This is a genomic window from Streptomyces sp. NPDC127119 (assembly GCF_042677425.1).
Classification (GTDB): domain Bacteria; phylum Actinomycetota; class Actinomycetes; order Streptomycetales; family Streptomycetaceae; genus Streptomyces.
This window is the reverse complement of sequence record NZ_JBHXTO010000056.1, coordinates 1-24,972: the sequence shown is the minus strand read 5'-3', so window position 1 is coordinate 24,972 and position 24,972 is coordinate 1. Positions and strand designations below refer to the sequence as shown.

The window sequence follows — 24,972 nt, the reverse complement described above, 5'->3', positions numbered from 1 at the left end:
GCCGGAGGCCGGCGCATGCCTTTAGGGGCGCGGGGAACTGCGCAAGGCCTCAGCCCCCACTCACCCGCACCCACCAACAGCCCCGGCCGGAGCCGGCCTACTCCCCCGCCACGGCAGTCGCGGACGCCGTCGCCTTCAGCGCCAGCCACAGCTCCATCCGCACATCCGGATCGTCCAGGGACCGCCCGAGGATCTCCTCGACCCGCCGCATCCGATACCGCAACGTGTGCCGATGCACTCCCAGATCCGCCGCGGCCGCATCCCACTGCCCGTGCCGCGACAACCACGCCCGCAGCGAGGCGACCAGATCCCCCCGCCCGGTCGCGTCGTGCTCGTGCAGCGCCCGCAGCAGCCCGTCCGCGAACGCCCGCACCGCGTCGTCCGCCAGCAACGGCACCACGGACCCCGTAGCCACGTCTTCGTGCTCGACCAGCACCCGCCCCCGCCGTCGCGCGACGGACAGCGCCTGCTCGGCCTGCTTGTAGGCGGCCCCGGCGGCGATCGGACCGGCGGGCGCGGACACTCCCACGACCAGTTCGTCCTCGTCGGTCCCCTGCTCGGAACCGCTCCGCGCGATACCGACGGTGTGCGCGTACCGCGTACAGGCGGTGACCACCGCACCCCCGTCCGCGGCGAGCACCACGAGCCGCCGCTCCCCGTCGGGCACGACCAGCACGGCCTCCCCGGACCGGGCCGCCGCGGCCTCCGCGACCTCGACGAACCCGCCCACCAGATCGCCCCCGGCCTCGGCGAGCACGACCGAGGCCGCCTCGACACCGTCCGCGTCGATCCCGTCGGAGCCGGAGTCGGAGCCGGAGTCGGCGTCGGCACCGCCCCTGGCGCGCGCCCGCCCGGCGGACGCGGACGCGGCCTCGGCGAGCATCATCCGGTAGGGCGCGTCGAGCAGCCCGCCGTACAGGTCCCCGGCCACCCCGCGGGCGTGGTCGGACTGCCCGGCCAGCAGCATGCGCAGCACCGCGGCCCCGATCCGCTGCTCGGCGGCGTACAGCGAGCGGGACCGTTCGGTGACGAGGGTCAGCAGGGCGATCGCGGAGTGCACGGCATACCGCTCGGCCGTGCCCGGCGCGGACGCGGTCCCGACGGCGAGTGCGCCACGGGAGCGGCGCCCGGTGCCCAGCGAGTGCAGTTCGACCCGGTCCTCGCCGCCCGTGCCGTCCGTGCCGTTCGTGGGCTCCCCGCCGACGACGGAGCTGGCCGGTGCGGGCCGGTCGCGCAGCCGCTCGACGTCCTCGATGATCCGGGCGGCCCTGCGGCCGGCCCATTCCGGTGCGGTGGCGACGACGGCACCGGAGGCGTCGTACAGCGCGGCCCAGCCGTCGACCTGGGAGGCGAGTGCGGCCAGCAGTCCTTCGGGCCCGTCGTTCAGCGCCTGTCTGGTCAGTTCGCGCTGGGCGGCGAACCCCGCGGTCACCGCCCGGTACTGGTCGGCGGCGATGGCCGCGGAGACGGCCTTGCTGATGGCGAGGAAGGGCGTGCGCCGGGGCACTTCCAGGAGCGGCAGGCCCTCTTCCGCCGCCGCGTCGGCCAGCGCCTCGGGGATCTTCTCGTAGTGCACGCCGACGGCGAAGCCGAGCCCGGCCACCCCGGCCCCGACCAGCCGCTTCACATACCGGCGCATGGCGTCGGCGTCCTCGGCGTCCAGCTTGAGGGCCGTGATGAGGAGGAGTTCCCCGCCCTCCATGTAGGGCACGGGGTCGGTGAGCTCGCTGGCGTGCACCCAGCGCACGGGGGTGTCCAGCCGTTCCCTGCCCGCGCGCACGGTGAGCTTGAGCGCCGAGTGGTGGACGAGCGAGGCGAGCGTGGGTGGCATGGGACCTTCAGGTCTTCACGGGTTCTTCGACGGTCATGGACGAAGTGATGACGAGGTGATCTTTTGGCCGCGATGTATGAACGACCTATGCCGATTCTGCCTCACCGTACGGTCGACCCGTGACCATATGTCCAGACGTCCTGCCGGATGCGCCCGCGCACACTCCTCAGGAGCCCCACACTCCCCTTGCGTACCGCCGCTCAGGCCCGCGAGTTCCGCGCTCAGGCTCCCGAGTTCCGCAGATCCACCAGGAGCGGGGGCGCGTGCTCCCCGCGCACGCTGGTGAGCGAGAGCACCGCGTGCCCCGGCGGCACCGCGTGCGCCAGTTCGGACGCCGACCACCGTTCCCGTTCGACCTGGCGCACGGTCACGGCCCGGGCGGTCGGCGCGTTCCCGGTGATCACCCGGCGCAGCATGTGGACGGCCTTCCCGGCCGGTGTCTCCGCGATGATCTGCCGGTCGGTGACGTCCCGTGCCTCGATCCACTCCTTGCCCCAGACCTCCGCGAAGTCCTGCCCGTCCCACGGGGTGAGCCCGGACAGCGCCACCCGGCAGCCGATCGCCCCGAGCAGCGGCGAGCGCAGCGGGCGGGGCGCGTCGTCGAGCGTGCGCAGGGTCATCACGACCCCGGCGTTGGCGGACCGCAGCCGCTGGATCCCCCGTACGGCCTCGGGGGTGACCACCCCGGTGGCGTCGTCGAGCACGAGGCAGGCGAACAGGGACCGGTCCTCGCGGACCGCGACACTGGCCGCGAACTGGGCGAGCACGAGCCGCGACAGGATCCGTGAGGCGTCCGCGTGCCCGCGCTGGGGCAGGTCGATCCGTACGCGCACGGGGTGGTCGAGCGCGCGCAGCGAGAAGGGCCGGGTCTGTCCGGAGGTGTCGAAGAAGCCGGCGAAGGCGGGCCGGTCGAGCAGCGCCACCCGGTCCGCGAGCACTCCGCCCACATCGCCGGGCTGCCCCAACTGCCGCTCCCGTGCGTCGAGTTCCCGTAGCAGCGACTCCTGGCCGCCCTCGGTGAGCGCCTTGCGGAGCGCGCCGAGCGGGCCGGGCGCGCCGTCGAGGAGCTGCCGCAGTTCGGGCACGGAGGGAAAGCGTCCGTGGACGGCCCGGTACGGCCCGAGCAGCTGGGCGAGCACGGTGGTGGACCGCCGGCTCTCCCCGCTGGGGTGGGGGTCGGCGAGATCACCGACGAGCGCCTCGGCGAGCACGGCCGCGGCCTCGTCCGGGTCGGTGGTGCCGCCGTACAGGTCGAGGTCGTACACGGACTCGGGGTGGCCCACCCGCACCACGACGTCGTACGCGTCCACCGGGCCAAGGCCCGCCCCGGCGGCCCCGACGACGACCACGGCGGCCCGCCCGGCGAGCGCGTGCAGGCACAGCGACTCGACGAGCGGCCAGACGACACAGCCGGTCTTCCCGGACCCGGCGGGCCCGACGGCGAGCAGCGAGGTCCCCAGCAGCTCGGGCCCGAGCGCCATCCCGGTGCCGCGATAGGCGTACGGATTGCGCGCGTCGTCGGCGGTCGTGCCGAGGCGCACCTGCCCCGTGACGAGGTCGTGCCGCGCGAGCCGGCCCGGCAGGTCCCGGTCGCCGGAGGGGTGCAGACAGGCGGCGGCGCCCTCCTGCAGCACGGCGCCGGTGAAGGTGGCGAGGCTGTGGCGTCCGCTGCGCACGCCCTGCCAGGCGCGGGTGATCCGGGCGTGGTCGACGTCGCGCATCAGGCCGGCCCGCGCGTCGGAGCCGAGCCGGTCGGCGGCGTCGGCGGCCCCGGCGGCGCGCAGGGCGTTCCACTGCGCGGGGTCCTCCTCGGGTACGGGCGGCCGGGTGTCGACGGGCGCGGCCCGGCGCCAGGCGGGGGGCCCGTACCGGCGCCAGACCTCGCTCCACCGGCCGAGCCGGCCGACGCCGATCATGATGCCGAGCGCCACGGCCACGTAATAGGCGTAGACGACCACGACGGATCCGAAGCTGTGCGGCTGGGCCCAGGAGTCCGGGATCATCGCGTACAGCGGGAGCAGCCACCAGCCGCCGAGGTAGCCGTTCCACAGCAGCGACCAGATGAGGTAGCCGACGAGGAACGCGATGAACGCGCCGCTGAGCAGCTGCCGGGCCGGAATCCGCTCCGGCTCCACCTCCGGCCGCGGCCGGTGCCCGAACCGCCAGACGCCCGGTGCGGCCTCGGGCCGGGGCGTGCGCAGCCAGCTGAGGAACGCGGAACCGTCCGGCCTCGGCGGTCCGCCGGGGGCCTGCGCGGGCCGCGGCGGCACCCGGGGCGGTCCGGCCGGCCGCGGCACACGATCGGCGTGTGTGCCCCGTGCGTCGTGCGTGCCGTCGCTGTCCATCGCCTCTGCCACCCCTGACCAGCCGCTCCGTACGTGGTTGCGAGTCAATCTAACGCCCTCACAAGGGGAGTTCACCGCTTACCCGGCCGGGTGTGCGACGAGACGCATCCCCGCCCCCTTGGACGTTCCCCGGCCACGCCATGTCCAACACGGACAAGCGGCTTCTCCGACACCGCCCAGATGGAGCATGCCCACTCCCCGGCCCCGGCCCTAGCCTGCGAGGAAGGAAGCCGGGCATTCGAGAGAATCCGTTCGCAGCCCGCCGTACACCGACAGCCGTTCGCACGACCCCAGGGAGCCCCTCATGAGCGCAGTTCCGCAGGAGCGCCGCATCGTCACCGCCATTCCCGGCCCGAAGTCGCAGGAGCTGCAGGCGCGCCGCACCGCCGCGGTCGCGGCCGGTGTGGGGTCCGTGCTGCCCGTCTTCACCGCGCGTGCCGGCGGCGGCATCCTGGAGGACGTCGACGGGAACCGGCTGATCGACTTCGGTTCCGGTATCGCCGTGACGTCCGTCGGCGCCTCCGCCGAGGCCGTCGTACGCCGGGCCGCCGCCCAGCTCCAGGACTTCACCCACACCTGTTTCATGGTCACGCCGTACGAGGGTTACGTGGCCGTCGCCGAGGCGCTCGCCGAGCTGACGCCCGGGGACCACGCCAAGAAGAGCGCCCTGTTCAACAGCGGCGCCGAGGCCGTCGAGAACGCCGTCAAGATCGCCCGTGCCCACACCAAGCGGCAGGCTGTCGTCGTCTTCGACCACGGCTACCACGGGCGCACCAACCTCACGATGGCGCTGACCGCGAAGAACATGCCGTACAAGCACGGCTTCGGGCCGTTCGCGCCCGAGGTCTACCGCGTGCCGGTGGCGTACGGCTACCGCTGGCCGACCGGGCCGGAGAACGCGGGCGCCGAGGCCGCCGCGCAGGCCATCGACGAGATCACCAAGCAGGTCGGGCCGGACAACGTGGCCGCGATCATCATCGAGCCGGTGCTCGGTGAGGGCGGCTTCATCGAGCCCGCGAAGGGCTTCCTGCCGGCCCTGAGCAAGTTCGCGACCGACAACGGCATCGTGTTCGTCGCCGACGAGATCCAGTCCGGGTTCTGCCGTACCGGCCAGTGGTTCGCGTGCGAGGACGAGGGCATCGTCCCGGACCTGATCACCACCGCCAAGGGCATCGCGGGCGGACTGCCGCTCGCCGCCGTGACGGGCCGCGCCGAGATCATGGACGCCGCGCACGCGGGCGGCCTGGGCGGCACCTACGGCGGCAACCCCGTCGCCTGCGCCGGCGCGCTCGGCTCCATCGAGACGATGAAGGAACTGGACCTCAACGCGAGGGCGAAGAACATCGAGGCCGTCATGAAGGCCCGGCTGGGCGCGATGGCCGAGAAGTTCGACATCATCGGCGACGTCCGCGGGCGGGGCGCGATGATCGCGATCGAGCTGGTCAAGGACCGTACGACGAAGGAGCCGAACGCGGAGGCGACCGCCGCGCTCGCCAAGGCCTGCCACCAGGAGGGCCTGCTTGTCCTGACCTGTGGCACCTACGGGAACGTGCTCCGTTTCCTGCCGCCGCTGGTCATCGGCGAGGACCTGCTGACCGAGGGACTGGACATCATCGAGCAGGCTTTCGCCCGCATCTGAGCGGGCCAGGTCTCATCGGTCCGGTGCCGGGACCGTCCGTCCTGTCGCAGGAGCGGGGCGTGTGAAGAAGGTGTGCGAGGTGCATGGCGGGAAGGGAATCCTCCTGTCGGACGCCCGTCCGCTGTCGTAGGTTCTAGGCAGATGAGAGATGCACCCCGCCCACAGGGGACTGTGGGCGACATCAGGACGGGGCCTCCCCAGCTTCGCCCTGGTCGTGCCTTCGCGCACACAACCGGAGCCTTGTGCTTCGGGTCTCCTCACCGATCGGACAGTCGCTCGCCCCAAACCCCCCGGGGCGCGCGACAACCCGGTCAGAACCACCGAAGGGCTTGCACCTACCCCCCCTGGTGCAAGCCTTTCGGCGCGTCCGGGGCCTGTTCGTGGCCCCTGCCTGGCCGACTGACCGGCGCCACGGGACGGCGTCCGCCGGGGGTGCCTGGTCGTCTGCGGGTCCGTTGTGGCCGGCCGCGCAGTTCCCCGCGCCCCCGACGGGGCGGGATCAGGGTGGGATCGCCCGTTTGCCGTCCTCGGCTCCGTCGTGGGCGGGCGCGCCGTTCTCCGCGCCCCTGACGGGGCGGGGCCTCGTGGTGCTGGCACGCTGTACCGCATGATCAGCGACCCCGAGAGCGGCAGTCGACGTGGCGGCTCAGCGGATGCGGGGCGCCGTGCCCGGATCCTCGCCCCGCTCTTCCTCCTTCTGCTCCTCGCCCTCCTCACCTGGCAGGTCTGCGTCGACGGTCCGGTGCGCCGCGCCGACGAACGGCTCGCGCGGACGGTCGAGGGGAGCCGCCTGCCGACGGGTGCCGCCGAGTTCCTCGCGGATCTCGGCAACATCGGGGTCGCCGTCCCGGTCCTGGCCGCGGTCGCCGCGTACGTCGCATGGCGGGCGCGGCGGGCGGCCCTCCCCCGCTGGTGGCTGCCGCCGCTCGCGGCGCTGGTCACCATGGCCGCCGTACCGCTCCTGGTCGTCCCCCTGAAGGAAGCCGTCGGCCGCACCGGCCCGCCCGGTATGGCGGGCGACGGCTACTACCCCTCGGGCCACACCGCCACGGCCGCCGTCGCCTACGGAGCCGCCGTCCTCCTCCTGCTCCCCTGGCTCCGCAACCGCTACCTCCGCCGCGAACTCACCATCGCCTGCCTGGTCCTGGTGGCAGCCGTGAGCTTCGGCCTGGTCCGCCGCGGCTACCACTGGCCACTGGACGTGGTGGGGAGCTGGTTCCTGAGCGCCCTGCTGCTGCTGGGACTCGCGATGTTCCTGGCCGGCAGCAGCACGGCGGCTCAGCCGAAATAGCCGTCGAAGTTCTTCGAGAACTCCCAGCCGCCGAAGCGGTCCCAGTTGATCGACCAGGTCATCAGGCCGCGCAGGGCGGGCCAGGTGCCGTGGGTCGCGTACGAGCCGCAGTTCGTCTTCTTCGTCAGGCAGTCCAGGGCCTTGTTGGTCTCGGACGACGGTACGTGGCCGTTGCCCGCGTTCGTCGTGGCCGGCATGCCGATGGCCACCTGGTCGGGGCGCAGCGGCGGGAAGACGTTGGCGGCGTCGCCCGCCACCGGGAAGCCGGTGAGGAGCATGTCGGTCATGGTGATGTGGAAGTCGGCGCCGCCCATGGAGTGGTACTGGTTGTCGAGGCCCATGATCGGCCCGGAGTTGTAGTCCTGGACGTGCAGGAGCGTCAGGTCGTCGCGCAGGGCGTGGATGACCGGGAGGTACGCGCCGGCGCGCGGGTCCTGGCCGCCCCACTTGCCCGTTCCGTAGTACTGGTAGCCGAGTTGGACGAAGAACGTCTCCGGGGCCATCGTGAGGACGAAGTCGGCGCCGTACTTGGCCTTGAGGGTCTTCACCGCCGAGATGAGGTTCACGATCACCGGGGTCCTGGGGTTCTTGAAGTCGGTGTCGTCGGCGTTCAGGGAGAGCGAGTGGCCTTCGAAGTCGATGTCCAGGCCGTCGAGCCCGTACGTGTCGATGATCTTCGAGACCGAGGAGACGAACGTGTCGCGGGCCGCCGTGGTCGTCAGCTGCACCTGGCCGTTCTGGCCGCCGATCGAGATGAGGACCTTCTTGCCGGCGGCCTGCTTCGCCTTGATCGCCGCCTTGAACTCGGCGTCGGACTCGACCCCCGGGCACTCGGCCGCCGGGCAGCGGTCGAAGCGGATGTCGCCCGAGGTCACCGTGGTCGGTTCGCCGAAGGCCAGGTCGATGACGTCCCAGCTGTCCGGGACGTCGGCCATCCGCGTGTAGCCGGAACCGTTGGCGAAGCTCGCGTGGAGGTAGCCGACCAGGGCGTGGGCGGGCAGGTCCGCGGGGTCGCCGCCGCCCGGACCCGCCGCGGTGGTCGCCGTGACGACCGGGGACTTCGCGGACTCCCCGGCGGCGTTCACGGCGGTGACCTGGAAGGAGTACGCCGTCGAGGGGGCGAGGCCGGTGACGGTGGTCGACGTCCCGGTGGGCGTCTGGACCTTCGTCCCGTTGCGGTAGACCGCGTAGCCCGTCGCGCCCGGCACCGCAGGCCAGGACAGGCCGACGCCGGTGGACGTGACCGTGCCGACCGTGGGGGCGGTGGGCGCGGCCGGGGGCTGCGCCGCGTCGCCGCCGGGGCCGACCAGGGAGATGTCGTCGGCGTGGTAGGCGCCGGTGCCGTACCAGCCGTGCGTGTAGATCGTGACCCGGGTGGTGGTGGGGCCGGTGCGGAAGGTCGTGGCGAGCCGCTGCCAGTCCGGCGCGGACTGGGTCCACGTGGAGACGTCGGTGGTGCCGGTGCCGCTCGCGCCGAGGTAGACGTAGGAGCCGCGGACGTGTCCGGCGAGCGTGTACTGGGAGTCGGGCTTGACCGTCACGGTCTGCGCGCACTGCGCGTTGTCGCTGCCGGCCGGGGTCGCCTGCAGCGCCGAGGCACCGCTGCGGACGGGTGAGCCCACGGTGGTGCCCGCCGTGCAGGACCAGCCGTCGAGGCCCGCTTCGAACCCGCCGTTGCGGGCCAGGTCCGCGTCGGCCGCACGGGCGGCCGACGAGAGCGCGGTCATTCCGGGTACGGCCAGGACGGTGGCCGCGCACACGGCGAGGACGGATCTGTGAACAGATCCGCTGACAGGTCTGCGGACAGGTCTGGCGCGATCCACAAGTGCCTCCTGGCGTGGGGGAGATGGAGGGTGGAGAGCGCTCAATTTGGTCCAGACCAATAATGTTGTCAAGACCCCCGGCAGCTGTCCGTCGCCACGCCCACCCCTCGCCGAACCTGTCGAGGCCGTCTCGCACCGAACCCACCGCGCTCACCCCTCACCGAACCCGTCGCGCTCACCGGACCCTCCCCGGTCCTCGGTCGCCAGCCCCGCCGCCGCCTCGTGCATGGCCAGTTCCAGCAGCGCCGGGTCGGTGAGCGTGCCGGAGCCGTCCGGGGGGATCAGCCAGCGGACCCCGCCGGTCGAGCGCCCGGGATACGGGACGACGATCCACGTACCGCGCCCCGCCGTACGCACCCCCGTGCCCAGCCAGCGCGCCGCCGTCCCCGGCGGGACGAAGAAACCCATGCGCGCGTCACCGAAGTCGACGAGCACGGGACCGGGCTGGTCGAGCACACGGGACAGCACGTCGAGCGTGGGATAGCCGAGCCGGCCCGGCAGGATGAGCACGTCCCAGACCCTGCCCGCCGGCAGCAGCGCGACCCCCGCGGGGTTGCGCTCCCACTCGAAGCGGCAGGCCTCGGGATCCGGTGCCACGGATGCCAGCCACTCGACCGCCGTCTTGGCCCCTGTCATGGCGGAACCTCCCTCTCTCGTGTCGACGCCTGGTCGCGTCACAGGAGAGAGGGAGGTCCGGGCCTGGCATTACGCGGCTTTCGGCAACGAATTGCGGGAGTCGTCCCTGCCGCCCGGCCGGCGAACCCGCTCAGCTGTCGAAGCCCAGACCCACCCGGTCCATCGTCCGCAGCCACAGATTGCGCCGGCCGCCGTGCGCGTCCGCGCGGGCGAGGGACCACTTGGTGAGCGCGATGCCCGTCCACGCGAACGGCTCCGGCGGGAAGGGCAGCGGCTTCCTGCGGACCATCTCCAGCGCCGTACGCTCCGTGCGCTCCCCCGCCAGCAGGTCGAGCATCACGTCCGCGCCGAACCGGGTCGCGCCGACACCGAGGCCCGTGTAGCCGGCCGCGTAGGCGACCCGGCCCCCGTGCGCGGTGCCGAAGAAGGCCGAGAACCGGGAGCACGTGTCGATCGCGCCGCCCCAGGCGTGGGTGAAGCGGACGCCCTCCAGCTGCGGGAAGCAGGTGAAGAAGTGCCCGGCGAGCTTCGCGTACGTGTCCGGCCGGTCGTCGTACTCGGCGCGCACCCGGCCGCCGTACGGGTACACCGCGTCGTAGCCGCCCCACAGGATCCGGTTGTCGGCGGACAGCCGGAAGTAGTGGAACTGGTTCGCCGAGTCCCCGAGCCCCTGCCGGCCCTTCCAGCCGATCGAGTCGAGCTGCCCGGCGGTCAGCGGCTCGGTCATCAGCGCGTAGTCGTAGACCGGCACGGTGTACGGGCGCACGCGCTTGACCAGGTTCGGGAAGATGTTGGTGCCCAGGGCGACCCGGCGGGCGCGCACGCTCCCGTACGGCGTGCGTACGGCCATGCCCGCGCCGTACGCCTTCAGGGTGAGCGCGGGCGTGTTCTCGTACACGCGCACCCCCAGCCCGACGCAGGCGCGCTTGAGTCCCCAGGCGAGTTTGGCGGGGTGCAGCATGGCGACGCCCCTGCGGTCGTGCAGGCCGCCGAGGAAGGTCGGTGAGTTCACCTGCTCCCGTACGGCGTCGGCGTCCAGGTGCTCGACGCCGTCGGCGAGGCCCCGCTCCTTCAGCTCCTCGTGCCAGTCGCGCAGCTCGGCCGCCTGGTACGGCTCGGTGGCCACGTCGATCTCGCCGGTGCGCTCGAAGTCGCAGTCGAGGGAGTAGCGGGCCACGGCCGCCTCGATGCCGTCGAGGTTGCGCGCGCCCAGCTCCTCCAGCCGGTGGATCTCGTCGGGCCAGCGGGTCAGGCCGTTGGACAGGCCGTGGGTGAGGGAGGCGGCGCAGAATCCGCCGTTGCGGCCCGAGGCGGCCCAGCCCACCTCGCGGCCCTCCAGCAGGACCACCTCGCGCCCTGGGTCGCGTTCCTTGGCGAGGAGCGCGGTCCACAGTCCGCTGTAGCCACCGCCGACGACGAGCAGGTCGCAGGTCTCGGCGGCGGTGAGCGCGGGCTCGGGGCGGGGCTTGCCGGGGTCGTCCAGCCAGTACGAGAGCGGCTGGACGTCGGAGAGCGACTTCGCCCAGTTCTTGTCGGTCCGATCGTTGTCACGACTCATGGCGCTCGGGGCCATGATTTCAACTCCCAACGAATGTAATGCGGTTATGCCTTCTGGCGGTTGCGGCGGTTTCCGATGACCATTCCGGCCAGCACGAACAGTACGGCGATGAGGAACATGGCCGTCCCGATGACGTTGATCTGAACGGGTGTTCCGCGCTGTGCGGAACCCCAGACGAACATCGGGAACGTGACGGTCGAACCGGCGTTGAAATTGGTGATGATGAAATCGTCGAAGGAGAGCGCGAAGGCGAGCAGCGCCCCCGCGGCGATTCCGGGCGCGGCGATGGGCAGCGTGACCCGCAGGAAGGTCTGCAGGGGGCCCGCGTACAGGTCCTGCGCGGCCTGTTCCAGGCGCGGGTCCATCGACATCACACGTGCCTTCACGGCGGTGACGACGAAGCTCAGACAGAACATGATGTGGGCGATGAGGATCGTCCAGAAGCCCAGCTGGGCGCCCAGGTTGAGGAAGAGCGTGAGCAGCGAGGCGGCCATGACGACCTCGGGCATCGCCATCGGCAGGAAGATCAGCGAGTTCACGGCGCCGCGCGCGCGGAAGCGGTAGCGGACGAGCGCGAAGGCGATCATCGTGCCGAGGACGGTGGCGCCCAGGGTCGCCCAGGCGGCGATCTGCAGGCTCAGTGAGAGCGAGCCGCACAGGTCGGCGACCCCGCAGGGATCGGTCCAGGCGTCCGTGGAGAACTGCTGCCATTCGTAGTTGAAGCGCCCCTTCGGATTGTTGAAGGAGAAGACGGTGACGACGATGTTGGGCAGCAGCAGATATCCGAGGGTCAGCAGACCCGCGATGACGACGAGACGGCTTCTGAACCAGCGCAAGAGGCCCATCTAGACCAGATCCTCCGTCCCGGACTTGCGGATGTAGAGCGTGACGATGGCCAGGATTCCCGCCATGAGAATGAAGGAGAGAGCCGCGGCCGTCGGATAGTCGAGAATGCGCAGGAACTGCGTCTGGATGACGTTTCCGACCATGCGGGTGTCGGTGGAGCCGAGCAGATCGGCGTTCACGTAGTCGCCGCTCGCCGGGATGAAGGTGAGCAGCGTCCCGGAGACGACGCCGGGCATCGACAGTGGGAAGGTCACCTTGCGGAAGGTGGTGAAGGGCCGCGCGTAGAGATCGCCGGCCGCCTCGTGCAGCCGCCCGTCGATGCGTTCGAGGGAGGTGTACAGCGGCAGGATCATGAACGGCAGGAAGTTGTACGTGAGTCCGCAGACCACCGCGAGCGGGGTGGCCAGGACGCGGTCGCCCGCGGTGACGCCGAGCCAGCTGGTGACGTCCAGGACGTGGAGCGTGTTGAGGGCGCCGACGACCGGGCCGCTGTCCGCGAGGATCGTCTTCCAGGCGAGCGTGCGGATCAGGAAGCTGGTGAAGAAGGGCGCGATGACCAGGATCAGGATCAGGTTGCGCCAGCGGCCCGCGCGGAACGCGATCAGATACGCGAGCGGGTAGCCGAGCAGCAGGCACAGGATCGTGGCGGCGCCGGCGTAGGCGATGGAGCGCAGGAACTGCGGCCAGTAGTCGGCCACCGCGTCCCAGTAGGTCGCGAAGTGCCAGGTGACCTGGTAGCCGTCCTCCAGGGAGCCCGTCTGCACGGACGTGGAGGCCTGGTAGACCATCGGCAGCGCGAAGAAGACGACCAGCCAGAGGATGCCGGGGAGCAGCAGCCAGTACGGGGTGAGGCGGCCCCTCCTGCGAGGGGGGCGCTCCTTCGGCGCGGGGGTGGGCGCCAGAGGTGGCGCGTCGGTGACGGTCGTCATCAGGCCGCCTCTTCCTCGACCGTTTCGATGCCCGCGTCGATGTCCTGGGCGGCGTCCAGGCCGAAGGTGTGTGCCGGGTTCCAGTGCAGGACGACCTCGGCGCCGGGTACGAGCCGGGGGTCGCGGTCGATGTTCTGGGCGTAGACCTCGAACTCCGGGCAGACCGGGCTGTCGATGACGTACTGCGTGGAGACGCCGATGAAACTGGAGTCGGCGATCGTGCCCGTGATGCGGTTGCGGCCCGCCGGGATCTCGCCCGCCTCGTCGGCGTGCGTGAGGGAGATCTTCTCGGGGCGGACCCCGACCAGGACCTTGCCGCCGGTCGTCGTGGGCGCCGAACATCGGGCCTCGGGCAGGACGAGCTTGCCGCCGCCCGCTCTGAGGACGATCTCGTCGCCGCTCCTGGCGTCGACCTCGGCCTCGATGAGGTTGGAGGTGCCGAGGAAGTTGGCGACGAACGTGGTCTGCGGGTTCTCGTAGAGATCGGCGGGCGAGCCGAGCTGCTCGACACGGCCCGCGTTCATCACGGCGACCGTGTCGGCCATGGTCATGGCCTCCTCCTGGTCGTGCGTGACGTGGATGAAGGTGATGCCGACCTCGGTCTGGATGCGCTTGAGCTCCAGCTGCATCTGACGGCGCAGCTTCAGGTCGAGGGCGCCGAGGGGCTCGTCGAGGAGGAGCACCTTGGGGGTGTTGATCAGCGCGCGGGCGACGGCGACGCGCTGCTGCTGGCCGCCGGAGAGCTGGTGCGGCTTCTTGCGGGCCTGCTCGCCGAGCTGTACGAGGTCGAGCATCTCGCCGACCTGCTTCTTCACCGACTTGATGCCGCGCCGGCGCAGACCGAAGGCGACGTTCTCGAAGATGTCGAGGTGCGGGAAGAGGGCGTACGACTGGAAGACGGTGTTCACGGGCCGTTTGTACGGGGGCAGGTTCGTGACGTCCTGCTCGCCGAGGAAGACCGTTCCGGAGGAAGGTTCCTCCAGACCGGCGATCATGCGCAGGGTGGTGGTCTTGCCGCAGCCCGACGCTCCGAGGAGGGCGAAGAACGAGCCCTGGGGCACGGTCAGATCGAGCGGCCGGACGGCGTTGAAGGAGCCGTAGCTCTTGCTGATGCCCGAGAGGCGGACGTCACCGCCGGACCCCGTACCGCTCGTCGTGCTGCCCGTCGTGCTGTTCTTCGCACTGTTGTTGGTGGTCACGGTGATCACGCCCCCGTCAGCTTTGCGAACTTCTCTTCGTACGCCGTCTCTTCCTTCGCGCTCAGCGAGCGGAAGGCGTGCGACGTGGCCGCCATGGCGGCGTCGGGAATGATCAGCGGGTTGTCGGCCGCCGACTTGTCGATCTTCGCCAGTTCGGCCTTCACACCGTCGACGGGACAGACGTAGTTGATGTACGCGGCCAGCTGCGCGGCCGGACCGGGCTCGTAGTAGTAGTCGATGAGCCGCTCGGCGTTGGACTTGTGCCGTGCCTTGTTGGGGACGAGCAGGTTGTCCGAGGAGATCATGTAGCCGCTGTCCGGGATGACGAAGTCGATGTCCGGGCTGTCCGCCTTGAGCTGGACGACGTCTCCGGCCCAGGCGACACAGGCCGCGAGGTCGCCCTTGGTGAGGTCGGACGTGTAGTCGTTGCCGGTGAAGCGGCGGATCTGGCCCTTGTCGACGGCCTTCTGGAGCCGGGCGATCGCCGCGTCGAAGTCGTCGTCGGTGAACTTCGCCGGGTCCTTGCCGAGATCGAGCAGCGTCATCCCGATGCTGTCGCGCATCTCGGACAGGAAGGCGACGCGTCCCTTGAGCTTCGGGTTGTCGAGCAGGTCGGAGATCGACTTCACCTCCACCCCGTCCAGCGCCTTCTTGTTGTACGCGATGACGGTGGGGATACCGGTCCAGGGATACGAGTAGGCGCGTCCCGGGTCCCAGTCGGGGGTGCGGAACTGCTGGGAGAGGTTCGCGTAGGCGTGCGGCAGGTTGGACGCGTCCAGTTTCTGCACCCAGCCGAAGCGGATCAGCCGGGCGGCCAGCCAGTCGGTGACGCAGATGAGGTCGCGCCCGGTGTCCTGGCCCGCCGCGAGCTGCGGCTTGAGCTTGCCGAAGAACTCGACGTTGTCGTTGATGTCCTCGGTGTACTTGACCTTGATGCCGGTGCGTTCGGCGAACGTGTCGAGCGTCGGGTGCCGCTTCCCGCTGTCGTCGACGTCCATGTACTCGGTCCAGTTGGAGAAGCTGATCTGCTTCTCCTTGGCCGAGTGGTCCTCGGACGAGACACCCGCGGTGTTCTTCGCCGCGGGGATCCCGCAGGCGCTCAGGGTCCCGAGTCCGCCCAGGGCGAGCGCGCCGCCCGTCGAGGCGCGCAGCAGCGAACGGCGGCTGAGGGAGGCCCTGCCGTTGCGGAGGCTGCGCCGCACGGCGGCCAGTCGGGCCGGGGACAGTTGGTCGGGCTCGTACTGCTCCATGCTCGTGGTGCCCTTTCGGGAGGGTTCGGCCTGGTCCGGGCCGACAGTGACTAACGGTCCCCGAAGATCGTGCGGTGCCAGTCCTTCCTGGCCACCGCCGTGTTGTCGAACATGACGTGCTTGATCTGTGTGTACTCCTCGAACGAGTACGCGGACATGTCCTTGCCGAAGCCGGACGCCTTGTAACCGCCGTGGGGCATCTCGCTGATGATCGGGATGTGGTCGTTGACCCACACACAGCCCGCCTTGATCTCGCGCGTGGCCCGGTTCGCCCGGTACACGTCACGGCTCCACGCGGAGGCGGCGAGACCGTACGGGGTGTCGTTGGCGAGGCGGATGCCTTCGTCGTCGCTGTCGAAGGGGACGACCACCAGGACCGGGCCGAAGATCTCGGACTGCACGATCTCGCTGTCCTGGGCGGCGTCGGCGATCAGGGTCGGCCGGTAGTACGCGCCGTGCTCGAGCCCCTTCGGGATCTCGCCACCGGTGACCACGCGCGCGGAGGAGCGCGCCCGGTCGACGAACCCGGCGACCCGGTCCCGCTGGGCGACGGAGATCAGCGGCCCGAGATCGGTGTCAGGCGCGAACGGATCGCCGAGCCGGACGCTCTCCATCAGCTCCGCGGTCCTGGCGACGAACTCTTCGTAGAGGGGCCTTTGCACGTACGCGCGCGTGGCGGCCGTGCAGTCCTGGCCCGTGTTGATGAGCGCGCCCGCGACCGCGCCGTGCACGGCGGCCTCCAGGTCCGCGTCGTCGAAGACCACGAAGGGGGCCTTGCCGCCGAGTTCCAGATGCAGGCGCTTGACGGTGGAGGTGGCGATCTCGGCGACGCGCCTGCCGACGGCGGTGGACCCGGTGAAGGAGGTCATGACGACGTCCGGGTGCCCGACCAGATGCTCACCGGCGTCCCGGCCCGCGCCGCTGATGACATTGACGACCCCGTCCGGGATGCCCGCCGCGGTCGCCGCCTCCGCGAACAGCAGGGAGGTGAACGGGGTCAGCTCGGCGGGCTTGAGGACGATCGTGTTGCCGGCGGCGATCGCCGGGAGGACCTTCCAGGCGGCCATCTGGAGGGGGTAGTTCCAGGGGGCGATGGACCCGACCACCCCGATGGGCTCACGCCGTACGTACGAGGTGTGGTCGCCGGAGTACTCACCGGCGGACTGGCCCTGGAGATGCCGGGCCGCGCCCGCGAAGAAGGCGGTGTTGTCGATCGTGCCCGGGACGTCGAACTCCCGGGTCAGCTTGATCGGCTTGCCGCACTGCAGGGACTCGGCCTGCGCGAACTCCTCGGCGCGCTCAGCGAGCACGGCGGCGAAGCGGTGCATGGCGTCGGAGCGCTCGCCCGGAGTGGCGCCGGACCAGCCGGGGAACGCCTCCCGCGCGGCCCGCACCGCCGCGTCCACGTCGTCCGTGCCCGCCAGCTCGTACGTGTGGAGGTCGTCGCCGGTGGCGGGGTCGACGACGGTGTGGCTCCGGCCGGACGTGCCCTTGGCCGGCCGGCCCGCGATGTACTGCGCGCCGTCCGCGAAGCGGTCCTGTGCCTGGAAGCGATGGCCCGGATTGTGCATTTCGCTCTCCTCCGCCGCGCTCCCCGAACCCGGGGGGTCGGCGTAGCTCCAGCTCGATTTGAGTGCCGATCCTGACAGAGCAATGGTGCTCCAACAAGTGATTCCGTTGTTGCCATTTGGTTACGCGACGGAATCTGTCGACCAGGTGTCGAGTCGCTGAGGAAAAGGCAGGACGGATTGTCAGTGGTGCGTGCCAGACTCGCGTGCATGGGGGAGATCGAGAACGGGATCACGTCCCGGGAGGCGCTGGTCAGCGCGGTCCGGGCGGGGGCGAAGGTCAAGTACCTGCACTTCTGGGGGCACCGGCCGCGGGCGGACGGGCGCATCGGGTCGAGCTGTCTGAGCCAGTGGTGGCCGTCGCCGTTCACGGTCGACGGGGTGGAGTACCGGACGGCCGAGCACTGGATGATGGCGTGCAAGGCACGGCTCTTCGGTGACGCCGAGGCGGAGCGGCGGGCGCTCGACGCGTCCGATCCGGCGCTCGCGAAGAAGGCGGGGCGGCTGGTCCGGGGGTTCGACGAGTCCGTCTGGGAGCGGGAGCGGTTCGGGATCGTGGTCGAGGGAAGCGTGGCGAAGTTCGCGTCGGACGGCGAACTTCGCGGGTTCCTGCTGGGTACGGGTGAGCGGGTGCTGGTGGAGGCCAGTCCCCTGGACCGGGTCTGGGGCATCGGCCTGTCCGCGGACGACGCCCGCGCGTCGGACCCCACGCACTGGCAGGGCCCAAACCTCCTGGGCTTCGCCCTGATGAGGGCCCGGGAGCGCTTGCGCTCCGCGTGAAGGGTGAACGAGTCCGGCCTGCGGCCAGGCCACGACCGGGACGGCCCTGGCGGGCGAGGTACGTGGTCACCTGCGGGCCCGGTGGGGGCTGGTCGCGCAGTTCCTCGCGCCCCTAAAGGGGCCCGGCCGTCGCAGCCCCCTGCCGCAGCAACGGACCGCTTCGGGCTTTGGCTTTTGGCTTTTGGCTTTTAGGGGCGCGAGGAACTGCGCGACCAGCCCACAACAACCCGCACCCATCCACCCACCGAACCCACCCCCAGGGGCGCGGGGAACGGCGCGGCCAGCCCATGACCACCCGCACCTGCCCACCCGGCGGATCCACTCCAAGGGGCGCGGGGAACGGCGCAAAGGCCTCAGCCCCCACTCACCCGCACCCACCAACCCACAAGCCCAAAAAAACCCCGCTCAGCCGACCGCAGTCAACGACGTGCTGAAGCCGTCGTCCCCATTCCCCGACTCATCGATCACCGTGTCCGGCAGGATCAGGAACACCACCAGGAACGCGACGCCCAGCGCGACACCGACCGCCCCGCAGATGATCCCCGCCAACGCCTGCCCGGCGTTCGTCGCCTGGCCCCGCCGGGCCCGCCCCCGCCCGATCGCCCCGAAGATCACCGCGAGAATCCCGCAGACGAGCGCCACCGGCCACAGACAGAACCCGACCGCGGCGACGATCCCGAGCACGAGCGACGCGGTCCCCAGCCCATTGCTCGGCCCCATGGGCATGCCAGGCATCCCGGGCCCACCCGGCCACCCGTAACCGGGCCCACCCTGCACGGGGTAAGCCGGATACCCGTACCCAGGCCCAGGCCCATGCCCAGGCCCGTACCCGTACGGCACCTGCCCCGGCGCAACCGGCGGCGGCGGAACCGCGGAGGAACCCCCCGGCGCCGCATACGGATCCGGCGTCACGGGGAACGAGGTCACCGTCTGCCGGTCGTGCACCGAGGACGGCCCGGACCCCGGCGAGGCCCCCGCGTCCATCGGCGGAGCCCAGGGATTCGGCTCGTCGCCCGCCCCACCCGATGCCTTCGCGTCCTCGGACATGCGCAAAGCCCCCTCTTTCGTACGTGGCGTCATGCTAAGGCCCAGGCCTCCCCGCACACGGACCGCGGCCTACGATGATCCTCGAAGCACCGCGCCACCGATCAGCCGATCACCCGCGCCCACCGCCGCACACCGGCGGGGCGCCGTTCCTGGGGAGGAACCTTGACCGACCTGCACGCCTTCATCGCCGGACTGCCCAAGGCCGAACTGCACGTCCACCACGTCGGCTCCGCCTCCCCCCGGATCGTCTCCGAGCTGGCGGCCCGGCACCGCGACTCCAAGGTGCCGTCGGACCCCGAGGCACTGGTCGACTACTTCACGTTCACGGACTTCGCCCACTTCATCGACGTGTACCTGTCCGTCGTCGACCTCATCCGCACCCCCGAGGACGTACGCCTCCTCACGTACGAGGTCGCCCGTGACATGGCGCGGCAGCAGATCCGCTACGCCGAGCTGACGATCACGCCGTTCTCGTCGACCCGCCGCGGTATCGACGAGGGCGCCTTCATGGACGCCATCGAGGACGCGCGTATCGCCGCCGAGGCCGACTTCGGCACGGTCCTGCGGTGGTGCTTCGACATCCCGGGCGAGGCGGGGCTCGAATCCGCCGAGGAGACGGTCCGGCTCGCCACCACCGACAAGCTCCGCCCGGAGGGCCTGGTCTCCTTCGGGCTGGGCGGCCCCGAGATCGGCGTACCCCGGCCGCAGTTCAAGCCGTACTTCGACCGTGCGATCGCGGCCGGCCTGCACTCCGTACCGCACGCGGGCGAGACGACCGGGCCCGAGACGGTGTGGGACGCGCTGACGGATCTGCGGGCCGAGCGCATCGGCCACGGCACCAGCTCCGTCCGGGACCCGAAGCTGCTCGCGCACCTCGCCGAGCACCGCATCCCGCTGGAGGTGTGTCCCACCTCCAACATCGCCACCCGCGCGGTCCGCACTCTCGACGAGCACCCCATCAAGGAGTTCGTACGGGCCGGTGTCGTCGTCACCGTCAACTCCGACGACCCGCCGATGTTCGGCACCGACCTCAACAACGAGTACGCGGTCGCCGCCCGCCTCCTCGGCCTCGACGAGCGGGGTCTGGCCGAGCTCGCCAAGAACGCCGTCGACGTCTCCTTCCTGGACGCCCCCGGCAAGGCGGCGCTGGCGGCGGAGATCGACACGTACACCGCCGAGTGGCTCGCGCCCTGAGCCGGCGCACCAGCACAATGGGCCGATGCGTACCGTGACTGCCGTGGCCCATCGCGGCGACCCCTACCGCGTCCGTGAGAACACGCTCGACTCCCTGCGTTCCGCGCTCCGACGGGGCGCGGACGCCGTGGAGATCGACGTCCGGCCGACCCGCGACGGCGTGCCCGTCCTGCTCCACGACGACACGCTGAAGCGGCTGTGGGAACAGGACCGGCCGCTGCGCTCGCTCTCCGCCGACGAGGTGTGGGGGCTGACCTCGGGCGGGATCCCCACGCTGGAGGAGGCGCTGAAGGCGGCGGACGACGGCCGGCTCATGATCGACCTGCCCGGCCCGCCGGACGCCCGTACCGTCCGCCGGATCGTCGGTGTCGTCCGGGATTTCGGCGCCGAGGAGCGCGTGTACTACTGCGCGGGGGCCGCCGCCATGCTCGCCGTCCGCGCGGCCGACCCCGCCGCCGAGATCGCCCTCACCTGGACGAGCCTCGCCCCGCCGCGGCCCGCGCTGCTCGACGCCGTACGGCCCCGGTGGCTCAACTACCGCTTCGGGCTGGTCGACCGCGACCTCGTCGAGAGGGTCCACCGGGACGGCTATCTGGTCTCGGTGTGGACGCCCGACACCCGGCGGTCCATGCGGCGGCTCCTCGACGCGGGCGTCGACTCGATCACGACGAACCGCATCGACACGCTCCGCTCCCTGCCGGTGCGGACCCCTCAGGGAAATCCCTGACAACACCCTTGCCCGGTAAGGAAGTTGCTCGGGGACCGGCCAGGGTCGCCGCCCTCCCGGAGGAGGATCCGCGAGGCGGCGTACGCCCGGAGGATGAAGGTCACCGATCACCCGGGAGTCAGCCGATGGATGTCCGTGCCCGTACCCGTACCGCCTGTGCCGCCCTCGTGGTGCTGGGTCTGACCGCGGGCCCCGTGGCCGGGACCGCGCTCGCCGCCTCCCCGCCCACGGCCTCCGTACGTCAGGCCGTGGGCCGGGACGCCGGGGAACGGGACACCGGGAGACCGGGGGCAGTCGATCCGGCCACCGGCCGGGCCTTGCGCGCCGCGCTCGCGGGGCTCCCGGACGACGACGCGACGGCCGCGCTCGTCCGGGTGTCGGGCACGGACGGTGTGTGGCGGGGCAGCGCCGGGGTGCACGATCTGCCGAGTGGGCGCGAGGCGCTGGCGGACGGGCGTTTCCGGGCCGGTTCCACGACCAAGGTCGTCACCGCGGCCGTCGTGCTCCAGCTCGCCGCCGAGGGCCGGGTGGACCTGGACGGGCACGTCCAGACCTACCTCCCCGGCCTCCTCTCGAAGGCCTTCGAGCCCATCACCGTACGGCAGTTGCTCACCTTCACCAGCGGCCTGAGGCCGGGCTCGTCGCTCGGGGACGTGAACGGCGAGGGGTACGAACGGCGGTACGAGACGCTGACGCCCGAGGAGGTGGTGGCCGCCTCGGTCGCCCAGGGTCCCGCCTTCCGCCCCGGCGAGCGGCAGAGCTACAGCAACATCGACTACACCGTGCTGGGCCTCCTCGTGGAGAAGGTCACCGGCGACTCGTACGAGCACCAGGCGACGGTACGGGTCCTGCGGCCGGCCGGGATGCGGCACACGTCCTTCCCCGGCGGCCCCGACCCGCGTATCCACGGACCGCACAACCGCGGCTACCAGAGACTGGCGGACGGCAGGCTGGTGGACGCCACCGAGTGGAACATGTCGGACCGGTGGGCCGCGGGCGACATGATCTCCACGACGGCGGACCTGGAGCGGCTCCTGCACGCGCTGTTCCGGGGCCGGCTGGTCCCCCGGCCCCTCCTGGACAAGGAGATGTTCACCCTGCCCGATGTGCCGGGCGCCACCATGAGCGCCGGTCTCCAGCGGTTCGACCTGGGCAACGGCACGATCCTGTGGTTGAAGTCGGGGGCGCGTCCCGGGTACGGCACGCTCGTCGCGGCCACCCGCGATCTGTCCCGCACCCTCGTGTACTCGGTCAACGCGACGGACGCCAAGTCGGAGGACATGAACCCGGTGGCCGAGCGGATCGTACGGGCGGCCTTCGCGGGGTGAGGGCGGGCTAGGCGTTCGGGGGGCCCGGTTCCTTCGGGAGGCCCGGTTCGTCCGGGTGCGCGGGGGCCGGGCCGCCGAGGACCGCGACGCGCTGCGCGAGGCGCTTCAGGACGGTCTCGCCCCACTGGAGGTTCCCGCGCTCCAGGGCGATACCGCCCTGGAGGGTGAGGTAGGGGCCGATGCGCTCGGCGGACGCGAGGTGTTCGTCCTCGGTGCGGCCGGCCAGCATGCGTTCCCGCATCCGCAGATAGCGGGCGAGTTTGGCGGCGGACCGTTCGACGCGCTCGGCGACCGCGGCCCGTACGGCCTCGATGTCGTCGAGGTCCCCGATGTCGACGCACTGGACCTTGACCATCAGCTCGTCCCTGATGGCCAGGGGCTTCGCGGGACCCTCGGTGACGAACGCGCGCAGGACCCGGCGTCCGGACTCCGTGAGCGAGAAGAGCCGTTTGTTGGGCCGGCGCTCCTGCTGGACGACCCGGGCGGAGACCAGCCCCTCGCCCTCCATGCGCTCCAGCTCGCGGTAGAGCTGCTGGGGAGTGGCCATCCAGAAGTTGGCGACCGAGGCCTCGAAACCCTTCGCGAGGTCGTACCCCGACGCCTCGCCCTCCAGGAGTGCGGCCATCACCGCGTTGCGCAACGCCATGGGCTCAAGCTAGCACCGGGTCGATCAGCCGTTGATCAGTCAAGGACGCGACTGTCGACGAGGACCGGCGGGAGCAGTTCCGGCCGCTTGGCCTGCCGCCCGTCGCCCGACGAATGGCCCCGGACCCGGCGCATGAGCCAAGGCCCCAGGAAGCCGCCGACCCAGCGCAGTTCCGCCCCGACGACCCGCAGCCGCGTGGGCACCGACGCACCGGGCGGCAGGGGCAGCGTCCAGGCTTCGTCACTGCCCGGCAGGCCGCACGCGTGGGCGACCGCGGCGGCGATCCGCGCATGGCCGAGCGGGCTCGCGTGCAGCCGGTCAGGACTCCACAGCCGGGGGTCCGTCACCACCTCGTGGGCGGACATGTCCGCGATGACCACGCCATGGCGTCCGGCCGCCTCCCGGATACGGGAGTTGAGGGCGAGGACCCGGCGGCCGAGCGGCCGGGCCAGCGGGCTGATCCGGCCGACGTCGGGAAAGGTGACCGTCGCGACGCGGGCCCCCTGCCCGGTCAGCGCGGCGAACATCGCCTCCAGGTGGGCGCCCACCTCGTCCGCGTCGAAGCGGGGCCGCAGCAGGTCGTTCATCCCGGCGACCACAGTGGCCACGTCGGGCCGCAGGGCGAGGGCCGCGGGCAGCTGCTCGGCGCGCACCTGCCCTGCGAGGCGCCCGCGGACGGCGAGATTGGCGTAGAGGACGTCCGGGGACCCCTTCGCCAGCTCCTCCGCGAACCGGTCGGCGCATCCGCGCAGCCCTGTCACGTCGTCGCCGTCACCGAGCCCCTCGGTCTGACTGTCGCCCAGGGCGACGTACCGCAGATATCCGCTTCCGCTGTCGGACATGGGGTGACCCCTTTCGCCGTGACCCGCCACTACCCCACTAATACCCTATTCACTTTGTTGGCTATGACAAGAGGTGGCCGGCGGCACGGCCACCGGTACGGGCTACAGGCCGGCGATGGCGTTCCAGCGCTTCGCGAACTCCGTCCGCTCCTTCGCCGTGATGTCGCGGGCGATCGCGAGCCGCTTGCGCATGGCGCTGTCGGGAAAGACGAGCGGGTCCTCGGCGAGGGCCGCGGTCTCCTTGTCCTTGGCGGAGGCGAGGATGTCCTGGGCGGCCGGGACGGGGCAGACGTAGTTGACCCAGGCGGCGAGTTCGGCGGCCACGGCGGGCTCGTAGTAGTAGTCGACCAGTTCCTCCGCGTTCGCCTTGTGGCGGGCGAGGTTCGGGATCATCAGGGACTCGGACCAGAACTCGGCGCCCTCCTCCGGCACGACGAACTCGATGTCGGGATCGTCGGCCTGCAGCTGGATCACGTCACCGCTGTAGGCCTGGCAGGCCAGCACGTCGCCGCTCGACAGGTCCTTGATGTAGTCGTTGCCGGTGAAGCGGCGGATGTGGTCCGCGCGGACGAGCTCGTCGACCTGGTCGCACATCCTGTGGAAGTCGTCCGCGGTCCACCGGGTGATGTCGACGCCGTTGCCCTGCATCAGCAGCGCGAACGCCTCGTCGAGCCCCGACAGCAGCGTGACACGGCCCTTGAGGTCGTCGGCCCACAGCTCGGACACGTGCCGGATCTCCCGGCCCAGCCTGCGGCGGTTGTACGCGACACCGGTGATCCCCGACTGCCACGGCACGGTGGAGCGGCGCCCCGGGTCGAAGGCCGGGGACCGCAGTTGCGGATCGAGATACCTGGTGATGTTCGGCTGCCGGGAGCGGTCCATCTCCTGGACCCAGCCGAGGCGTACGAACCGCGCGCACATCCAGTCGCTGATGACGATCAGGTCCCGGCCGGTCTCCTGGTGGTTCATCAGGGACGGGCTGACCTTGCCGAAGAACTCGTCGTTGTCGTTGATCTCCTCGGTGTACGTGACCGCGATCCCGGTGCGCTTCCCGAACGCGTCCAACGTCGGGCGCCGCGACTCGTCCTCGTCGTCCGTGTCGATGTAGAGCGGCCAGTTCGCCCAGGTCAGACGCTTCTCCGTGGCCGACAGATCGCTTCTCCGCCGGTCTCCTGGCGCGACGTACGCGGCCGGTACCCCGCAGCCCGCGGCGAACGCCGCCGCCGCGCCCGTGCCGAGGGTGCGCAGCAGGCTGCGGCGGGACATGGGGGTTTTCTTCGGGGTCGGGTGGCTCCGGTTCGCTGGCACGTCCGCAGCATGCCGGGCGCGTCGGCGGGCGGGCAATGGACGTTGCGTCCAGCGGTCCGGCCACGGGACGACAGGGTGTCGCCCCCGCCGCCCCTACCCGTTCCCGTCCGCGCATGGGGGCTGCGCCCCCTCGCCCCCCTTGTCCTCAAACGCCGGACAGGCTGGAGGTGTCCGCCGGCCCGGCA

At 71.4% G+C, this 24,972-nt stretch carries 20 protein-coding genes; 6 read left to right on the top strand and 14 right to left on the bottom strand.

Annotated elements, in window-relative coordinates; all coding sequences use genetic code 11:
- Positions 1 to 97 precede the first annotated feature (97 nt).
- Positions 98 to 1,831, bottom strand: coding sequence for a PucR family transcriptional regulator (locus ACFVH5_RS23335; RefSeq protein ID WP_385835582.1), 1,734 nt, complete (start codon positions 1,829 to 1,831; stop codon positions 98 to 100).
- A gap of 221 nt (positions 1,832 to 2,052) precedes the next feature.
- Positions 2,053 to 4,176, bottom strand: a complete 2,124-nt coding sequence (locus ACFVH5_RS23330) for an ATP-binding protein (RefSeq protein ID WP_385835581.1) — start codon at positions 4,174 to 4,176, stop codon at positions 2,053 to 2,055.
- Between the two features lie 304 nt (positions 4,177 to 4,480).
- Between ACFVH5_RS23330 and gabT the strand changes: the two genes are divergently transcribed.
- Positions 4,481 to 5,815, top strand: coding sequence for a 4-aminobutyrate--2-oxoglutarate transaminase (gene gabT, locus ACFVH5_RS23325; protein ID WP_385835579.1), 1,335 nt, complete (start codon positions 4,481 to 4,483; stop codon positions 5,813 to 5,815).
- A gap of 607 nt (positions 5,816 to 6,422) precedes the next feature.
- Complete coding sequence (locus ACFVH5_RS23320; protein ID WP_385835578.1) at positions 6,423 to 7,106, top strand: phosphatase PAP2 family protein; 684 nt, start codon at positions 6,423 to 6,425, stop codon at positions 7,104 to 7,106.
- On the opposite strand, the gene ACFVH5_RS23315 is transcribed toward ACFVH5_RS23320, so the two are convergent.
- From ACFVH5_RS23315 to ACFVH5_RS23280, 8 genes are all read right to left on the bottom strand, one after another.
- Complete coding sequence (locus ACFVH5_RS23315) at positions 7,094 to 8,929, bottom strand: chitinase (RefSeq protein WP_385835576.1); 1,836 nt, start codon at positions 8,927 to 8,929, stop codon at positions 7,094 to 7,096. The genes ACFVH5_RS23320 and ACFVH5_RS23315 overlap by 13 nt on opposite strands.
- Before the next feature lie 150 nt (positions 8,930 to 9,079).
- A complete protein-coding gene (locus ACFVH5_RS23310; protein ID WP_384810929.1) occupies positions 9,080 to 9,565 on the bottom strand; it encodes a hypothetical protein in 486 nt (161 codons plus the stop codon).
- Positions 9,566 to 9,695: 130 nt separating this feature from the next.
- Positions 9,696 to 11,138: an NAD(P)/FAD-dependent oxidoreductase gene (locus tag ACFVH5_RS23305; RefSeq protein WP_385835575.1), complete on the bottom strand. Its 1,443-nt coding sequence runs from the start codon at positions 11,136 to 11,138 to the stop codon at positions 9,696 to 9,698.
- 29 nt (positions 11,139 to 11,167) lie between these two features.
- Positions 11,168 to 11,968 carry an ABC transporter permease gene (locus ACFVH5_RS23300; RefSeq protein ID WP_384810932.1) on the bottom strand — a complete coding sequence of 267 codons (801 nt, stop codon included), beginning with the start codon at positions 11,966 to 11,968 and terminating at the stop codon, positions 11,168 to 11,170.
- Positions 11,969 to 12,898 carry an ABC transporter permease gene (locus ACFVH5_RS23295; protein WP_385835574.1) on the bottom strand — a complete coding sequence of 310 codons (930 nt, stop codon included), beginning with the start codon at positions 12,896 to 12,898 and terminating at the stop codon, positions 11,969 to 11,971.
- Positions 12,898 to 14,097: an ABC transporter ATP-binding protein gene (locus ACFVH5_RS23290; RefSeq protein WP_385835604.1), complete on the bottom strand. Its 1,200-nt coding sequence runs from the start codon at positions 14,095 to 14,097 to the stop codon at positions 12,898 to 12,900. Before ACFVH5_RS23290 ends, ACFVH5_RS23295 begins: the two co-directional genes overlap by 1 nt.
- A gap of 5 nt (positions 14,098 to 14,102) precedes the next feature.
- Entirely contained in the window at positions 14,103 to 15,347 is a 1,245-nt protein-coding gene (locus ACFVH5_RS23285; protein ID WP_384810939.1) for a spermidine/putrescine ABC transporter substrate-binding protein, read from the bottom strand.
- 50 nt (positions 15,348 to 15,397) lie between these two features.
- Entirely contained in the window at positions 15,398 to 16,918 is a 1,521-nt protein-coding gene (locus tag ACFVH5_RS23280; protein ID WP_385835573.1) for a gamma-aminobutyraldehyde dehydrogenase, read from the bottom strand.
- Positions 16,919 to 17,125: 207 nt separating this feature from the next.
- On the opposite strand from ACFVH5_RS23280, the gene ACFVH5_RS23275 reads away from it, so the two are divergent.
- Positions 17,126 to 17,695, top strand: coding sequence for an NADAR family protein (locus ACFVH5_RS23275; RefSeq protein ID WP_385835572.1), 570 nt, complete (start codon positions 17,126 to 17,128; stop codon positions 17,693 to 17,695).
- Positions 17,696 to 18,100: 405 nt separating this feature from the next.
- Here the strand turns inward: ACFVH5_RS23275 and ACFVH5_RS23270 are convergent, their stop codons facing one another.
- Positions 18,101 to 18,430, bottom strand: coding sequence for a DUF4190 domain-containing protein (locus ACFVH5_RS23270; protein WP_385835571.1), 330 nt, complete (start codon positions 18,428 to 18,430; stop codon positions 18,101 to 18,103).
- A gap of 474 nt (positions 18,431 to 18,904) precedes the next feature.
- Here ACFVH5_RS23270 and ACFVH5_RS23265 point away from each other — a divergent pair, with 474 nt between their 5' ends.
- The 3 genes from ACFVH5_RS23265 (at position 18,905) to ACFVH5_RS23255 (ending at position 21,991) form a co-directional block, all read left to right on the top strand.
- Positions 18,905 to 19,936 (top strand): adenosine deaminase, encoded by a 1,032-nt coding sequence (locus tag ACFVH5_RS23265; RefSeq protein ID WP_385835570.1) that lies wholly within the window; start codon positions 18,905 to 18,907, stop codon positions 19,934 to 19,936.
- A 25-nt stretch (positions 19,937 to 19,961) separates the two neighbouring features.
- A complete protein-coding gene (locus ACFVH5_RS23260) occupies positions 19,962 to 20,663 on the top strand; it encodes a glycerophosphodiester phosphodiesterase (protein ID WP_385835568.1) in 702 nt (233 codons plus the stop codon).
- A gap of 125 nt (positions 20,664 to 20,788) precedes the next feature.
- Positions 20,789 to 21,991, top strand: coding sequence for a serine hydrolase domain-containing protein (locus tag ACFVH5_RS23255; protein WP_385835567.1), 1,203 nt, complete (start codon positions 20,789 to 20,791; stop codon positions 21,989 to 21,991).
- A 7-nt stretch (positions 21,992 to 21,998) separates the two neighbouring features.
- On the opposite strand, the gene ACFVH5_RS23250 is transcribed toward ACFVH5_RS23255, so the two are convergent.
- From ACFVH5_RS23250 to ACFVH5_RS23240, 3 genes are all read right to left on the bottom strand, one after another.
- Positions 21,999 to 22,637, bottom strand: a complete 639-nt coding sequence (locus tag ACFVH5_RS23250; protein WP_385835566.1) for a PadR family transcriptional regulator — start codon at positions 22,635 to 22,637, stop codon at positions 21,999 to 22,001.
- A gap of 35 nt (positions 22,638 to 22,672) precedes the next feature.
- Positions 22,673 to 23,479 (bottom strand): SGNH/GDSL hydrolase family protein, encoded by an 807-nt coding sequence (locus ACFVH5_RS23245; RefSeq protein ID WP_385835565.1) that lies wholly within the window; start codon positions 23,477 to 23,479, stop codon positions 22,673 to 22,675.
- Between the two features lie 102 nt (positions 23,480 to 23,581).
- Positions 23,582 to 24,745 carry a spermidine/putrescine ABC transporter substrate-binding protein gene (locus ACFVH5_RS23240; protein ID WP_385835564.1) on the bottom strand — a complete coding sequence of 388 codons (1,164 nt, stop codon included), beginning with the start codon at positions 24,743 to 24,745 and terminating at the stop codon, positions 23,582 to 23,584.
- Positions 24,746 to 24,972 lie beyond the last annotated feature (227 nt).

What these genes read in the sequence shown, in the direction of transcription:
- ACFVH5_RS23335 (WP_385835582.1), bottom strand. Translation starts at nt 1,831, where the DNA reads ATGCCACCCACGCTCGCCTCGCTCGTCCACCACTCGGCGCTCAAGCTC.
- ACFVH5_RS23330 (WP_385835581.1), bottom strand. Translation starts at nt 4,176, where the DNA reads ATGGACAGCGACGGCACGCACGACGCACGGGGCACACACGCCGATCGT.
- gabT (WP_385835579.1), top strand. Translation starts at nt 4,481, where the DNA reads ATGAGCGCAGTTCCGCAGGAGCGCCGCATCGTCACCGCCATTCCCGGC.
- ACFVH5_RS23320 (WP_385835578.1), top strand. Translation starts at nt 6,423, where the DNA reads ATGATCAGCGACCCCGAGAGCGGCAGTCGACGTGGCGGCTCAGCGGAT.
- ACFVH5_RS23310 (WP_384810929.1), bottom strand. Translation starts at nt 9,565, where the DNA reads ATGACAGGGGCCAAGACGGCGGTCGAGTGGCTGGCATCCGTGGCACCG.
- ACFVH5_RS23305 (WP_385835575.1), bottom strand. Translation starts at nt 11,138, where the DNA reads ATGGCCCCGAGCGCCATGAGTCGTGACAACGATCGGACCGACAAGAAC.
- ACFVH5_RS23300 (WP_384810932.1), bottom strand. Translation starts at nt 11,968, where the DNA reads ATGGGCCTCTTGCGCTGGTTCAGAAGCCGTCTCGTCGTCATCGCGGGT.
- ACFVH5_RS23295 (WP_385835574.1), bottom strand. Translation starts at nt 12,898, where the DNA reads ATGACGACCGTCACCGACGCGCCACCTCTGGCGCCCACCCCCGCGCCG.
- ACFVH5_RS23285 (WP_384810939.1), bottom strand. Translation starts at nt 15,347, where the DNA reads ATGGAGCAGTACGAGCCCGACCAACTGTCCCCGGCCCGACTGGCCGCC.
- ACFVH5_RS23280 (WP_385835573.1), bottom strand. Translation starts at nt 16,918, where the DNA reads ATGCACAATCCGGGCCATCGCTTCCAGGCACAGGACCGCTTCGCGGAC.
- ACFVH5_RS23275 (WP_385835572.1), top strand. Translation starts at nt 17,126, where the DNA reads ATGGGGGAGATCGAGAACGGGATCACGTCCCGGGAGGCGCTGGTCAGC.
- ACFVH5_RS23270 (WP_385835571.1), bottom strand. Translation starts at nt 18,430, where the DNA reads ATGCCTGGCATGCCCATGGGGCCGAGCAATGGGCTGGGGACCGCGTCG.
- ACFVH5_RS23260 (WP_385835568.1), top strand. Translation starts at nt 19,962, where the DNA reads ATGCGTACCGTGACTGCCGTGGCCCATCGCGGCGACCCCTACCGCGTC.
- ACFVH5_RS23255 (WP_385835567.1), top strand. Translation starts at nt 20,789, where the DNA reads ATGGATGTCCGTGCCCGTACCCGTACCGCCTGTGCCGCCCTCGTGGTG.
- ACFVH5_RS23250 (WP_385835566.1), bottom strand. Translation starts at nt 22,637, where the DNA reads ATGGCGTTGCGCAACGCGGTGATGGCCGCACTCCTGGAGGGCGAGGCG.
- ACFVH5_RS23245 (WP_385835565.1), bottom strand. Translation starts at nt 23,479, where the DNA reads ATGTCCGACAGCGGAAGCGGATATCTGCGGTACGTCGCCCTGGGCGAC.
- ACFVH5_RS23240 (WP_385835564.1), bottom strand. Translation starts at nt 24,745, where the DNA reads ATGTCCCGCCGCAGCCTGCTGCGCACCCTCGGCACGGGCGCGGCGGCG.